This is a genomic window from Nocardioides pantholopis (genome assembly GCF_003710085.1).
In the GTDB taxonomy this organism is placed as follows: Bacteria; Actinomycetota; Actinomycetes; order Propionibacteriales; family Nocardioidaceae; genus Nocardioides; species Nocardioides pantholopis.
On the sequence record NZ_CP033324.1, the window covers coordinates 2553472 to 2566648 of the forward strand.

Annotated in this window: 12 protein-coding genes; 4 read left to right on the forward strand and 8 right to left on the reverse strand. The window is 73.1% G+C overall.

Features of this window, described 5'->3' with window-relative positions; all coding sequences use genetic code 11:
- Positions 1-5 precede the first annotated feature (5 nt).
- From EBO35_RS12270 to EBO35_RS12305, 8 genes are read right to left on the reverse strand one after another with little or no spacing between them, the layout of a single operon-like run.
- Positions 6-698 carry a TetR/AcrR family transcriptional regulator gene (locus tag EBO35_RS12270; RefSeq protein WP_122817964.1) on the reverse strand — a complete coding sequence of 231 codons (693 nt, stop codon included), beginning with the start codon at positions 696-698 and terminating at the stop codon, positions 6-8.
- Between the two features lie 39 nt (positions 699-737).
- On the reverse strand, positions 738-1490 hold the full coding sequence (locus EBO35_RS12275) for a hypothetical protein (RefSeq protein ID WP_122817965.1): 753 nt from the start codon (positions 1488-1490) through the stop codon (positions 738-740).
- Positions 1487-3454, reverse strand: coding sequence for an alpha-ketoacid dehydrogenase subunit alpha/beta (locus EBO35_RS12280; RefSeq protein WP_122819712.1), 1968 nt, complete (start codon positions 3452-3454; stop codon positions 1487-1489). The genes EBO35_RS12275 and EBO35_RS12280 overlap by 4 nt, the downstream gene beginning before the upstream one ends.
- Positions 3448-4218, reverse strand: a complete 771-nt coding sequence (locus EBO35_RS12285) for an SDR family NAD(P)-dependent oxidoreductase (protein WP_122817966.1) — start codon at positions 4216-4218, stop codon at positions 3448-3450. The genes EBO35_RS12280 and EBO35_RS12285 overlap by 7 nt, the downstream gene beginning before the upstream one ends.
- Positions 4215-5762 (reverse strand): acyl-CoA synthetase, encoded by a 1548-nt coding sequence (locus EBO35_RS12290; protein WP_122817967.1) that lies wholly within the window; start codon positions 5760-5762, stop codon positions 4215-4217. The genes EBO35_RS12285 and EBO35_RS12290 overlap by 4 nt, the downstream gene beginning before the upstream one ends.
- Positions 5763-5776: 14 nt before the next feature.
- Complete coding sequence (locus EBO35_RS12295) at positions 5777-6940, reverse strand: acyl-CoA dehydrogenase family protein (protein ID WP_122817968.1); 1164 nt, start codon at positions 6938-6940, stop codon at positions 5777-5779.
- A gap of 5 nt (positions 6941-6945) precedes the next feature.
- Positions 6946-8016, reverse strand: a complete 1071-nt coding sequence (locus EBO35_RS12300) for a 2,3-butanediol dehydrogenase (protein ID WP_122817969.1) — start codon at positions 8014-8016, stop codon at positions 6946-6948.
- Positions 8013-8804 carry an enoyl-CoA hydratase/isomerase family protein gene (locus tag EBO35_RS12305; protein WP_164477945.1) on the reverse strand — a complete coding sequence of 264 codons (792 nt, stop codon included), beginning with the start codon at positions 8802-8804 and terminating at the stop codon, positions 8013-8015. Before EBO35_RS12305 ends, EBO35_RS12300 begins: the two co-directional genes overlap by 4 nt.
- Before the next feature lie 210 nt (positions 8805-9014).
- Here EBO35_RS12305 and EBO35_RS12310 point away from each other — a divergent pair, with 210 nt between their 5' ends.
- From EBO35_RS12310 to EBO35_RS12325, 4 genes are all read left to right on the forward strand, one after another.
- Entirely contained in the window at positions 9015-9755 is a 741-nt protein-coding gene (locus tag EBO35_RS12310) for a GAF domain-containing protein (RefSeq protein WP_164477946.1), read from the forward strand.
- Positions 9745-10431, forward strand: a complete 687-nt coding sequence (locus EBO35_RS12315; protein ID WP_122817972.1) for an alpha/beta fold hydrolase — start codon at positions 9745-9747, stop codon at positions 10429-10431. The genes EBO35_RS12310 and EBO35_RS12315 overlap by 11 nt, the downstream gene beginning before the upstream one ends.
- Before the next feature lie 88 nt (positions 10432-10519).
- Positions 10520-12442, forward strand: a complete 1923-nt coding sequence (gene ctaD / locus EBO35_RS12320; protein ID WP_122819714.1) for an aa3-type cytochrome oxidase subunit I — start codon at positions 10520-10522, stop codon at positions 12440-12442.
- A 59-nt stretch (positions 12443-12501) separates the two neighbouring features.
- The gene (locus tag EBO35_RS12325) at positions 12502-13167 is read left to right on the forward strand and encodes a hypothetical protein (protein WP_122817973.1); all 666 of its coding nucleotides are present in this window, start codon (positions 12502-12504) and stop codon (positions 13165-13167) included.
- The last annotated feature ends 10 nt before the right edge of the window (positions 13168-13177 follow it).

Below are 13177 nucleotides of genomic sequence, written 5' to 3' on the forward strand. Positions count from 1 at the left end.
GCGGGTCAGGCGGACGGGCGCTGGTTCGCTGGGCCCCGGTGCCACTGGGACAGGTGCCGCAGCCGGTCGACCTGCTCCCCCATCGCCTCGGTGTCGACGTCGGCGCCCCAGCCCCGGAACAGGGTCTCGCAGTACGCCGCGGACAGGTCCGCCGCCGACCAGGTGCCGCCGGGCTTGATCCACTGGTAGGTGTGGTTGTGCAGGTTGAGGAACTGCAGCGTCGCCAGCCGCGGGTCGATGTTCCGACGGAAGGTCCCGGCCTCGACCGCCTCGGCGATGCAGGTCTGGATGATCGACTCGAACTCGCGCCGCCGACCCCGGAACCGCTCCTTGTTCGCCGACCCCAGGTGCCGGTAGTCGTGCTCGTAGACCCAGATGTAGTCAAGCCGGCCGAGGATCGTCTCCATCAGGACGTCGGAGATGAACCGCAGCCGCAGGACCGGGTCCAGGCCCAGCCCGGAGACGGCGCGGGCGGACTCGACCAGCGGGGTGAGCACCCGCTCCTGGATCGCGACCAGCAGGTCCTCCTTGGACCCGATGTAGTGGTAGAGCGCGCCCTTGGCGAGCCCGACCCGACGGCCGAGCTCGGCGGTGCCGGTCGCGGCGTACCCCTGCTCGGCGAAGAGCTGGGCGGCCAGGTCGATGATCTCCTCGCGACGCGCCTCGAAACCGACGCCGTGGCCCGGCGGTCGACCCATGTCCCGTCCCCCTCGTCCGTCCAACCCGTCCACCAGCCGTCAGGACCGGGCCGGCGCTCCAGCGATCAGGTGGTCACCCGAGGCCGAGAACACCCGGGCCCAGCGTAATGCGTCGACCCCGCCGGGGCTGGCGAAGAGAACAAGGGTGCGGGTCGTCACCGGCACCAGCGCCAGATGGCCGTCGACCGACACCGGCCGCACCGCCGTCTCGGCATCACCGAGGACGGCGACCACGTTCCCGGGCTCCACGGCGGGCGCGGCCCGGCGGATGCCGGTGCCGGCCAGGTCGTGGAGCACCAGGCCGTTCCGGCCTTCGGCTGCTGAGCCGGCCGGGCAGGTGGAGACCGGCAGTCGAGAGGCCAGCCCCTCCGGGCTGAGGTCTCCCGCCTCCGCCGCGTCGAGCCACCGCGAGGCCGCACCGTCGGCGTGCCGGAGCCGGACGGCGTGCGGCGTCCCGAGCTCCTTCAGCGCGCGCAGCAGAGCGTGCGCGACCTCCCCCGCGCCGGCCGCCGCGTCGAGGGTCAGCTCGGCCATCGTGGCGCCGCAGGACACGTCCTCCGGGTGCCGGTGGTCCCCGGTGACGTCCGACGTCGCCGAGGTGGAGGCCGCGGCGGCGGCCTCCACCTCGGCCACCGTGACCCGGCCCGCGCCACGTGCCCGCAGCGGGTCCAGGGCCACCCCCAACGCCCGTGCCCGGGCCCGCACCCAGGGCGTCACCGGGCGCTGGTCGCCCTCGGTCGGCGGCTGCTGCGGCTGCCGGGCGGCCAGCGGCGCCTGCTGGACAGCGCTCACACCTGCACCGCCCGCCGGATCGCGTCGGCGATCACCGCGCGGTCCGGGAGCCACAGCTTCTCCAGCGCCGGGGCGTACGGCGCGGGCATCGCCGGCGGGGCGACCCGCACCACGGGGGCGTCGAGGTACCAGAATCCCTCGTTGGCCGCCATCGCCGCGATCTCGGCGCCGACCCCGAAGTCCATGACGCCCTCGTGCACGATCACCAGGCGGTGCGTGTGGCGCACGGACTCCAGGATGGTCTCCCGGTCCAGCGGCATCACCGTGCGCAGGTCGATGACCTCGGCCGAGATGCCCTCGGCGGCCAGCTCGTCGGCGGCCGCCTCGGCCTCCACCGCGAGTCGGGAGTAGGACACCACCGTCACGTCGGTGCCGGGGCGGCGCACCCTGGCCTTGCCGAGCGGCACGCGGTAGTCCTCGGGCGGCTGCGGTCCCTTCATGCCGTACTGCAGCCGGTTCTCCACGAACACCACCGGGTTCGGGTCCTGGATCGCCGAGCGCAGCAGCCCGTAGGCCTCGGTGGGGTTCGAGGGCATCACCACGGTCAGTCCCGGCACATGGGCTAGCAGCGCCTCCAGGCTCTGCGAGTGCTGGCTGCCCGAGGACCGGCCGGCGCCGAACTGGGTGCGCACGACGAGCGACATGGGCGCCCGCCCTCCGGTCATGAACCGCAGCTTGGCCGCCTGGTTGAGCAGCGCGTCGAAACAGACCCCGATGAAGTCCATGTACATCAGCTCGACCACGGGCTTCTTGCCCGCCATCGCCGCGCCGACCGCCGAGCCGAGCACCGCGCTCTCGGAGATCGGGGTGTCCAGGACCCGGCCGGGGAACGCCTCGGCCAGCCCCCGGAACAGCCCGAAGACGTTGCCGCCGGCCGCGACGTCAACTCCGGCGACGTAGACCGAGGGGTCGGCGAGCATCTCGTGCTCGATCGCCTGGCGCACGGCCGCCATGGTCTTGAAGACCGGGGCGTCGGCAGAGACCTCCGCCGGCTCGGCCACCGCGGCCCGCTCGGCGTAGACGAAGTCGGTCAGGCTGAGCGGCTCGGGCTCGGGGTCCAGCCGCGCCTGCGCGACCGCGGCCTCGATCTCGGTCTCGACCTCATCCTCGACGCCGCGGACCGTCGCCTCCTCGACGCCGGCCTCGGCGAGCCGCCGGCGGGCGACCACGAGCGGGTCACGCCCCTGCCAGGTGGTGAGCTCCTCGGGCGTGCGGTAGCGCTGCGGGTCCCCCTCGTAGTGGCCGTGCCACCGGTAGGTGTCGGCCTCGAGGATGCACGGCCCGCTGCCCGCGCGCATCGCCTCGATGAGGCGGGACGTGGCCTCCGCGACCGCCACCACGTCGTTGCCGTCGACGAGGTGGTGCTCCATCCCATAGCCGGCGGCCCGCGCCGCGAGCGGCGCCCGGTGCTGGCTGGCCTCGGGTGAGAACTCCGAGTAGTGGTTGTTCTCGCACAGGAAGAGCACCGGGAGGTTCCACACCCCGGCCAGGTTCAGGGCCTCGTGGAACATGCCCTGCGCGACGGCGCCGTCGCCGAAGAACGCGACCACGACCCCGTCGCCGTCCAGACGCGCGGCCTGGGCGGCGCCGGTGGCGATGGGCAGGCCGGCGCCGACGATGCCGTTGGCCCCGTAGATGCCGAGGCCCGGGTCGGCGATGTGCATCGATCCGCCCCGGCCCCCGCAGGTGCCGGTGGACTTGCCCATCAGCTCCGCGAACATCCCCTGCACGTCCAGGCCCTTGGCGATGCAGTGCCCGTGGCCGCGGTGGGTCGAGGTGATGCCGTCGGTACGCCGCAACGGCCAGCAGGCGCCCACCGCGGAGGCCTCCTGCCCGATCGAGAGGTGCACGAAGCCGGGCACCTCGGTGTCGCGGTACAGCGCCGAGGTCTGCTCCTCAAAGCGGCGGATGCGGACCATCCGGCGGTACATCTCGACCAGGTCCTCGGCGGCAAGGCTCACCATGCCGACCACCCCCCGTCCACGGTCAGCGTGCTGCCGGTGACGAAGGAGGCGGCGTCCGAGAGCAGGAACACCGCGGCTCCCACCAGCTCGTGGGGCAGGCCGGTCCTGCCCATCGGCGTCCGGGACCGGATCCGATCCCCCCACCGGCTCTCCAGCAGCCCGTGACTCAGGTCGGTGTCGTAGTAGCCCGGGGCGAGGTTGTTGACCCTCACCCCCGCCGTGGCCCACTCCAGCGAGAGCACCCGGGTCAGCGCCTCCACCCCGCCCTTGCTGGCGGCGTACGCCGCGATGCGCTCGAAGCCCTGCCGGGCGTGCACCGAGGTGACGTTGACGACCGAGCCGGAGCCCTGGGCGAGCATCTGCCGGCCCGCGGCACGGGCACACAGGAAGGTGCCGGTCAGGTTCACCCCAAGCACCTGGCGCCAGTCGGCGGCGGCCACGTCCACCGCCGGCGTGAACGTCGGGCTGATGCCGGCGCCGTTCACCAGTCCGTCCAGGCGTCCGTGCCGGGCCACGATCTGCTCGACCGCCGCGTCCACGGCCGGCTCGTCGTCCACCGTGAGCGCGATCGGCGAGCACGAGTCCCGCGGCAGCTCGGCGACCAGCCGGTCGAGGTCCTCGGCGCTGCGCGCGCTGAGCACTACCTGCGCCCCCGCCGCCACCAGGCCGGTCGCGACCGAGCGACCCAGCCCGCGGCTGGCGCCGGTCACCCAGACGACCTTGCCGTCGAGGCGCACGGCGGGCGCCTGTCCCGCCGCGCTCATCGCTGGCTCCCGGTCGTGGCGTCGCGGAGCTCGCGCTTGAGCACCTTGCCGCTGGGGGTCCGGGGCAGCGAGGAGAGGATGTCGAAGCGCTGTGGAACCTTGAACCTGGCCAGGCGCTCCAGGCAGAACTCCCGGAGCTGGTCGGCCCCGACACCGGCCCCGTCGCGGACCACGACGAACGCCCGCGGGACCTGCCCCCAGCGCTCGTGGGCCATGGCCACCACGGCGGCCTCGACCACGTCGGGGTGCTCGTAGAGCACGCGCTCGACCTCGGGGGAGGCGATGTTCTCTCCTCCGGAGACGATCATGTCCTTCATCCGGTCCTCGATGTAGAGGAAGCCGTCGGCGTCGAGACGGCCGAGGTCACCGGTGTGGAACCAGCCCCCGCGCAGCGCGGCCGCGGTGGCCTCCGGGTCGCGCCAGTAGCCGCCGAAGACCTTGGGTCCGCGCAGCACCACCTCGCCCACCTCGCCGGGCGCCACGTCCCGGTCCTCGTCGACGACGCGGAGCTGCAGGTGCGGGACCGGCCGGCCGACCGACCCGAGCTTGCCGCGCATGTGGTCGCGGGTCATGTAGGTGTCGCCCGAGACCGTCTCGGTGAGCCCGTAAGCGTCGGCGAACCAGACGTCGGGCATCAGGTCGAGGATCTGGGCGAGCCGGGCCTCGGGCATCTTCTCCCCGCCGCTCAGGATGGTCTCCAGCGATCCCAGGTCGGAGGTCGCCACCCGCTCGTGCTGGAGCAGCGCGTTGACCATCGCGGGGGCGAGCCAGACCGTGGTGGGCCGGTGCCTCTCGACGAGGTCGAGGGTCTCTCCGGCCTCGAACCTGGTCTGCAACACCAGCGAGCCTCCGGCGTGCAGGGCCGTGAGGCCGCCCATGTCCAAGGCGCCGACGTGGTAGAGCGGGCCGCTCACGAGCGCGATGTCCCGCTCGCTCCAGCCGAGCAGGATCAGCATGCCCAGGCTCTTGTACATGAAGTTGCGGTGGCTGATCATCACGCCCTTGGGCCGTGACGTCGTCCCCGAGGTGTACATCAGCCGCTGCAGGGCGTCGCCGGGCAGGTCCACGACCGGCACCCGGGCGCCGGCCCGGCGCTCGACCAGCCGCTCGTAGCTGGCCTCCTCGCCGACCTGCGTCCGCTCCCCCGCGCCGCCCTCGACGACCAGCACGTGCTCGAGGGTGTCGAGCTCCAGGGCCAGCAGGTCCAGGTGCGGAGCGAGCTCCGCGTCGCACACCACCACCCGGGCGCCCGCGTGGCCGAGGATGTAGGACCACTCGGCCGGCGAGAGCCGCAGGTTCAGGGGCAGGAACGCCGCCCCCAGCCGGTTCGTCGCGTAGATGGTCTCGAAGAACTCCACCCGGTTGGGCAGCAGGATCGCGACGACGTCGCCGACGCCGACGCCGAGGTCGGCCAGTCCGGCCGCCAGGGCGTGCACGCGGTCGAGCAGCTCGGCGTTGGTGCGGGTGGTGGCGCCGTGCGTCAGCACCACCTTGTCCGGGCGGGTCGCGGCGTGGTGGTCGAGGGTGAAGGCAAGGTTCTCCACGGCTGGCTCCTCGGTCAGGCGGAGCGCGGGCCGGCGCTGCGCAGCAGGTCTCGGGCGATGACGTCGCGCTGGATCTCGTTGGTCCCCTCGCCGATCTCGAGGATCTTGGCGTCGGCGAAGAACCGGGAGATCTCGGACTCGAGGATGTAGCCGTAGCCCCCGTGGATCTGCACGCTGGTGCTGGCGGCGCGGTTGGCGACCTCCGAGGCGTACAGCTTCGCCATGGCCGCCTCCTGGGAGAACGAGAGTCCCTGGTCCGCCAGCCAGGCGGCGCGGTAGACGAGGCCGCGGGCGGCGGCGACCTCGGTCGCCATCGTGGCCAGGTGGTGGCGTACGGCCTGGAAGTCCGCGATCGGCCGCCCGAACTGGCGGCGGCCGGCGGCGTGCGCCAGGGCGAGGTCCAGGGCGGCCTGGGCGAGCGAGAGCGACAGCGCCGCCACGCTGATCCGGCCGCCGTCGAGGACGGCGAGGAACTGCTGGAGTCCGGCGCCGGCGTCCCCGATCAGGTGGTCCTCGGCGACGACGCAGTCCTCGAAGACCAGCTCCCGGGTGTCGAGCGCGTGCCACCCGAGCTTCTCGAGCTTGCGGCCCTGCCGGTAGCCCGGGGTCCCGGTGGGGACGTAGAACACGCCGAACTCGCGGCTGCCCGGCTCGCCCGTGCGCGCCAGCAGCGTGACGCCCTGGCTGATCGGCGTGCCCGCGTTGCTGATGAACATCTTGGTCCCGTTGATCACCCACCCCTCGGCGGTGCGCTGCGCCCGGGTGGTGATGCCGGCGGCATCGGAGCCCGCGCCGGGCTCGGTGAGCCCGAACGCCGCCAGCGCGCGTCCCTCGGCCAGCGGGCGCAGCCAGCGCTCCTTCTGCTCCGGGGAGCCGAAGGACGCCAGTGGCAGCGAGCCGATCGTCGAGTGGGCGTTCCACGCCGCGGCGACGGACTGGTCGGCGCGGCCGATCTCCTCCATGGCGGTGACGTAGGCCAGGTAGCCCGCGCCGGACCCGCCGTGCTCGGGGTCGATCAGCATGCCCATCAGGCCCAGGTCGCCCATCGCGTGGAACAACTGCGGCGGCACCTCCCCGACGCGCGACCACTCGGCGGCGTGCGGGGCGATCTCCTTCTGGGCGAAGGCGGTGCACATCTCGCGCAGCGCGCGCAGTTCGGGATCGAGCTCGTGGTCCATCTGGGTCACCTTTCGGGCTGGAGGAGCACCTTGGCTCCGGAGCTTCGGTCCGCGAGGAGCGCGTCGAAGGCGGCGATCCCGTCGGCGAGGGGAACCACGCCGGAGATCATCGGACGGGGGTCGAGGCGGCCGGCCGCCATCAGCGCCAGCACGCGGGGGATGTCGTAGCTGTAGCCAAGGGAGCCGCGCACGGTGCGCTCGTAGAGCACGATCTTGCGGGCGTCGAGGGTCAGGTCGGCACCGCCGATGCCCGCCATCACCACCGTGCCGCCGCGGCGCACCGTGTCCACCGAGGCCACCGCGACGGCGTTCACCCCGGTGGCTTCGAGGACGACGTCCGGGCCCACGCGGCCGGTCGCGAGGAAGACCTCGCGGCGTACGTCGCTCGCCGTGGGGTCCAGTACGACGTCGGCGCCGAGTTCGGTGGCCAACCGCCCCCGTGCCGGGCTCGGCTCGGACACGAAAACCTGACCTGCGCCCGCGGCGCGGGCAGACAGCACGCAGGCCAAGCCGATCGGCCCGGCGCCCTGAACCAGCACGTTGTCCCCCGGCCGGACCCCTCCGCGGGTGACCGCGTGCAGGCCCACGGCCAGCGGCTCGGCGACGGCGGCGAGCTCGTCGGGCACCGCATCCGGCACGACGTGGACGTTGCCGAGCGGCGCTCGCACATGCGAGGCGAACCCGCCGTCCACGGCCAGCCCGATCGAGCCGCTGGCCGGGCACTGCTGGTACTGGCCCACCCGGCACCACCGGCAGGCCCCGCACCGGACCGTGGGATCCACGACGACACGGGTGCCGACGCGGAGCCCGGCCGCCTCGGCCGCGACGCGGTCGCTCTCGTCGATCTCCCCGACCCGACCGACGAACTCGTGGCCGAGGGTGACCGGAGGCTCCTGGCCGGTCAGCCGGTGCGGCCCGCGCGGGATCATCGAGGGTCCGTGCGCGTACTCGTGCAGGTCGGTGCCGCACAGTCCGCACAGGGCCACCTCGACCACCAGCCGGCCGGGCTCGGCCGTGGGCTGCGCGACGTCCTCCAGGCGCAGGTCCCGCGGCCCGTGCCAGCGCAGCGCCCTCATCGGGTGCCCGTCGCGGCGGTGGCCCGCCTGCGGCTGCGGGCGGCCACGAAACCGGCGATCGCCTGCCGGCAGGCGTCGGTGTCGAACAGGGCCCCGATCAGCTCCTGCTCGATGGCGTGGGCGTCGGGCGAGTACGCCGTGTCGACGGCTCGCTTGACCGCCGCGAGAGCGGCTGCGGACGTGCCGCGGAACTCCTCGGCGAACTCGTGGGCCCGGGCCGGTGGGTCGGCGTGGATCTCGTCGACAAGCCCGGCCTCGAGCGCCTCAGCGGCCGACAGCCGGGTTCCGCGCAGGATCAGCCACCGGGCCCGGTGCGGGCCCAGCAGGCGAGTCAGGCGCCGCACTCCCCCGGCGCCTGGCATGAACCCCAGACCTACCTCCGGCAGGCCGACGCTGGCGGCCGGATCAGCGATCCGGTGGTCGGCGGCCAGGGCTAGCTCCAGGCCACCACCCAGGGCGGCACCGTTCAGTGCGGCGACGACCGGCATCGGGAGCTCGGCGAGCCGGGTCGCCACGCGGGCCAGTCGCTCGTTCCAGGACCCGAACGCGGGCGGATCCAGGCGGGCGAGCTCCTCGAGGTCCGCACCGGCACAGAAGACCCGGCCGCCGCCGACCACGACCAGACAGCACGGCCGATCCCGCTCGACCTGGTCGACGGCCGACTCCAGGGCGTCCACGGCGGCCCCGTCGAGGACGAAGACGCGGCCAGGTTCGCCGAGTGTCACGGTGCCGACGTCGTCGGCGGCCGCGTAGGTCACCGCCGCGGCTCGGGTGGGGATTGGGGTCACAACATCCTCCTCGAGAGCGGCACTTTCGATTAATTGGTCCGATCAGTCTATTAAATGGTCCGCTCCCACCACAAGGGTTGGCGATTGCATTTCTTAAGCCCCCGCGTTCTGCCGACCAGTCGGTCGGACGCGGGCCGTGGAGCCGCGGCGAGGTTGCCCCGGGCCACCCGTTGGGTACTTGCCGCCGAGCCCGCCCGAGGAGACGCAGACATGACGCCGATGGAGCCCATTCCGGAGACGGTCCAGGCAGCCCGCCACCTGGAGGCGCGCGGCCAGGCCGGCGGCCTCCTCGAGGCGCTCACCGAGCTCGCCGAGGAGGCCCGGGCGGTGGTGCCCGACCTGGTCAGCGTGAGCATCACCCGGCACGCCGAGGAGGTCAGCTTCACGGTCGTCGCCACCGACGGCCCGGCCGCGTTGCTCGACGCCGTCCAGTACGCCGCGGGCGGCCCGTGCCTGGACACGGCGACCTTGGCGTCACCCCAGCACGCCCGGGCCGACGACGTGCTCGACGAGCAGCGGTGGCGGCTGTTCGCCCAGGCGACCGCTGCCGAGGGGATCCGCAGCACCCTGAGCCTTCCCCAGGTCGTCCGGGGCCGGGTCGCGGGCAGCGTCAACCTCTATGCCTCCTCACCGACCGCCTTCGACGGCCACCACGAGGAGCTGGCCGCGATCTTCGGGGCGGTGGCGGCCGGCGCCGTCACCAACGCCGACCTGGCCTTCACGACCCGGCGCGCCGCCGAGGCCACCGCCGGGCACCTGCACGACCAGGACGTCGTCGAGGCGGCGGTGCAGGTCATCGCCCGCCAGACGGGCGTGAGCGACGCCGTCGCGCGCCGCCGGCTGGCGATCGCGGCCGAGCACGCCGGGGTCAGCGTCGCCGCGCTGGCGCGGATCGTCGTTGAGACCGACACCGAGACCGAGACCGGGCAGCAGCGCGGCGATGACGGCTGAGGGCGCTCGGCTCGTCTGCGTCCCGGGGCTGGGGCTCAACGAGGCCAGCTGGCGACCGACCCTCCAGGCGCTGCGGGCCGCCGGCTCGCGCCGGGAGCAGGCGGTGCTCGAGCTGCCCGGGTACGGCGTGCGTCCCGCACGGGGCGCCGACCTGCGACCCGAGGCGCTCGCCGCGGTCCTGGTCGACGCGCTGCGCCGCAGGCCCGCGCGCCCGACCGTCCTGGCCGCGCACTCAGCCAGCTGCGGGATCGTCGCCCACGCGGTCCTCCAGGCGCCCGAGCTGGTCTCGGCCCTGGTGCTGGTCGGCCCGATGACCGACCCGCGCGCCGGGACCTGGCCCAGGATGGCCGGACGCTGGCTGCGCACCGCAGGCTGGGAGCGTCCGAGCCAGGTCCCGGTGCTGGCGCGCACCTACGCGACCACCGGGCCGGCCTGGATCGCACGCACCATGGACCACGCCCGTCGCGAGGACCTGCGCACGGTCGTCCGCCAGGTCCACGCCCCGGTCCTGGTGGTCCGCGGCCGCCACGACCGGATCTGTCCGCAGGACTGGGCCGACGAGCTCGTCGCGGCGGCCCCCGGCCGGGCGCGGTCGGTCACCCTGGACGCCGGCGCGCACATGGTGCCGCTGACGCACGGTGCGCGCCTGGCGGCGGCGCTGACCGAGGCCTGGTGACCGCACCCCAGGTTTGGAGCGCCTGAGCAGGGATACCCGCATGTGTTTCCGCTCACGTTCCCGGCTTGCCGATCGCGATGGAGTGCTGATGGTCGCCACCACCACCTACCGCTCGACCACCGCTCCTCGGCGCCCGCTGGGGACGACGCTCGTCCGGATCATGACGACGACCGATCACAAGCTGATCGGCAAGCTCTACCTCAGCACCGCGTTCATCTGGTTCCTGGTCGGCGGGCTGCTGGCGCTGGTGATCCGCAGCGAGCTGGCCTTCCCGGGCAACCAGGTCGTCAACGACGAGGTCTACAACCAGCTGTTCACCATGCACGGCGCGATCATGCTGCTGCTGTTCGCGACGCCGCTGTTCTTCGGCTTCGCCAACGTGATCATGCCGCTGCAGATCGGGGCGCCGGACGTGGCGTTCCCGCGGATGAACATGCTCAGCTACTGGTTCTACCTCTTCGGCGGACTGATCGCGGCCTCCGGCTTCCTCACCCCGCAGGGCGCCGCCGACTTCGGCTGGACGGCGTACACCCCGCTCTCCGACGCGGTGCGCTCGCCCGGGGTGGGCGGCGACCTGTGGATCATGGGCCTCTACCTGGCCGGCCTCGGCACGATCCTGGGTGCCGTCAACTTCGTCACCACGATCATCTGCATGCGGGCCCCCGGAATGACGATGTTCCGGATGCCGATCTTCACCTGGAACACGCTGATCACCAGCCTGCTGGTGCTGATCGCCTTCCCGATCCTCGGCGGCGCGCTGCTCTCCCTGGAGGCCGACCGCCAGCTCGGGGCGCACGTCTTCGACACCTCGAACGGCGGGCCGCTGCTGTGGCAGCACCTGTTCTGGTTCTTCGGGCACCCGGAGGTCTACATCATCGCGCTGCCGTTCTTCGGCATCGTCTCCGAGATCCTGCCGGTCTTCAGCCGCAAGCCGATCTTCGGCTACGTCGGCCTGGTCGGCGCCACGCTGGCGATCGCGCTGTACTCGGTGGCTGTCTGGGCCCACCACATGTTCGTCACCGGCGCGGTGAACCTGCCGTTCTTCTCCGGCATGACCTTCATCATCGCGGTGCCCACCGGCGTGAAGTTCTTCAACTGGATCGCCACGATGTGGGGGGGATCTCTGTCCTTCGACACCCCGATGCTGTGGTCGATCGGCTTCCTGGTCTCGTTCCTGTTCGGTGGTCTCACCGGAGTCATCCTGGCCAGCCCGCCGCTGGACTTCCACGTCACCGACTCCTACTTCGTGGTCGCGCACTTCCACTACGTCGTCTTCGGCACCGTCGTCTTCGCGATGTTCGCCGGGTTCTACTTCTGGTGGCCGAAGTTCACCGGCCGGATGCTCGACGAGCGGCTCGGAAAGATCCACTTCTGGCTGCTCTTCGTCGGCTTCCACACCACGTTCATGGTCCAGCACTGGCTCGGTGTCGAGGGCATGCCGCGTCGCTACGCCGACTACCTGCCCCAGGACGGCTTCACGTTGCTGAACCAGATCTCCACCGTCGGCGCGTTCCTGCTCAGCCTCTCGATGCTGCCGTTCTTCTACAACCTCTACGTCTCCCAGCGTCACCCCCAGGTGGGGGTCGACGACCCCTGGGGCTGGGGCCGCTCCCTGGAGTGGGCCACCAGCAGCCCGCCGCCGCGGCACAACTTCCACAACCTGCCGCGGATCCGCTCGGAGTCGCCCGCCTTCGACCTCCACCACCCGGGAGTCGCGCTGCTGGAGCTCGACGAGAACCCCGCCGAGGAGGCGGACGGCGGCGAGGGCGTCGCCGACGCCCCGGAGCAGGCCGGCCGGCGCGAGTACCTCACCGAGGAGGTGGGCGGCGCCCCGGCCGTCCCCGGAACCGGTGAGCAGACGGGAACCGCCACCGGGGACGAGTCCGGCGACGGGCCCACCAGCCGCCAGGGGCCGTGGAAGCGGTTCTCCACTGCGCTCTACGTGCTCGGCGCCGTCGTGGTGGGCCTGCTCGCCATGCTCGTCGTCGGCATCTGGATGTCCCGAGGCTGAGGACCCGCGCCCGAGGACCCGCAGTCGGTCCCCGCGCGTCGGTGCGGCAGGCTGGGACCATGACCTCGGGGGACGGCGCACACGACGAGCACCCGGCCGACCTGGGCGAGCGGCTCGCCGACTGGCTCCAGGAGCTGGGGCTGGCCTCCGCGCTGGCCGAGGCCGGGCTGCCGACGCTGGACCGGGACCCGCAGGGCCGCGCGGTGTGGACCGACCCCGGCACCCGCAAGCCGCTGACCCGCGACCAGCTCGAGCAGCTCGACCGGCTCCTGCACCACGAGGGCTCCGACCCGCGGCACGCCGTACCCGTCCCGCTGGTGCAGATCGCGCGCCGGGCGCGGGTGCGCGAGGTGCTGCTCGCCAGCCCGTGGCTGACCTACGAGACGCTGGCCGGGCTGCGCGGCACCTCGGTCGAGGCCACCCGCTTCTGGGTCCACAAGACCAACGCCGAGCGCCGCCTGCTCGTCGTCGCCGCGGACGAGCGCACGCTCGTCCCCGCCTTCCAGCTCACCGCGGACGGTGAGCCGCGCCCCGACCTGGTGCCGGTGCTCGACCCGCTGCTCGCGGCCCGAATGGACCCCTGGCACGCCTGGACCTGGCTGACCCAGCCCGCGGCCCTGCTCGGCGGCCTGGTCCCGGAGCGGGCCGTGGCAGACCCGGAGACCGCCGACCTGGTGCTGCACGCCGCCGTCCGGCTCTCCGAGCGGGTCCGCGCCCGGGCCTGAGCCGGTCCGG

Excerpts from the sequence above, each read along its gene's own strand:
- EBO35_RS12270 (WP_122817964.1), bottom strand. The coding sequence starts at position 698 with ATGGGTCGACCGCCGGGCCACGGCGTCGGTTTCGAGGCGCGTCGCGAG.
- EBO35_RS12280 (WP_122819712.1), bottom strand. The coding sequence starts at position 3,454 with ATGGTGAGCCTTGCCGCCGAGGACCTGGTCGAGATGTACCGCCGGATG.
- EBO35_RS12285 (WP_122817966.1), bottom strand. The coding sequence starts at position 4,218 with ATGAGCGCGGCGGGACAGGCGCCCGCCGTGCGCCTCGACGGCAAGGTC.
- EBO35_RS12295 (WP_122817968.1), bottom strand. The coding sequence starts at position 6,940 with ATGGACCACGAGCTCGATCCCGAACTGCGCGCGCTGCGCGAGATGTGC.
- EBO35_RS12300 (WP_122817969.1), bottom strand. The coding sequence starts at position 8,016 with ATGAGGGCGCTGCGCTGGCACGGGCCGCGGGACCTGCGCCTGGAGGAC.
- EBO35_RS12310 (WP_164477946.1), top strand. The coding sequence starts at position 9,015 with ATGACGCCGATGGAGCCCATTCCGGAGACGGTCCAGGCAGCCCGCCAC.
- EBO35_RS12315 (WP_122817972.1), top strand. The coding sequence starts at position 9,745 with ATGACGGCTGAGGGCGCTCGGCTCGTCTGCGTCCCGGGGCTGGGGCTC.
- ctaD (WP_122819714.1), top strand. The coding sequence starts at position 10,520 with ATGGTCGCCACCACCACCTACCGCTCGACCACCGCTCCTCGGCGCCCG.
- EBO35_RS12325 (WP_122817973.1), top strand. The coding sequence starts at position 12,502 with ATGACCTCGGGGGACGGCGCACACGACGAGCACCCGGCCGACCTGGGC.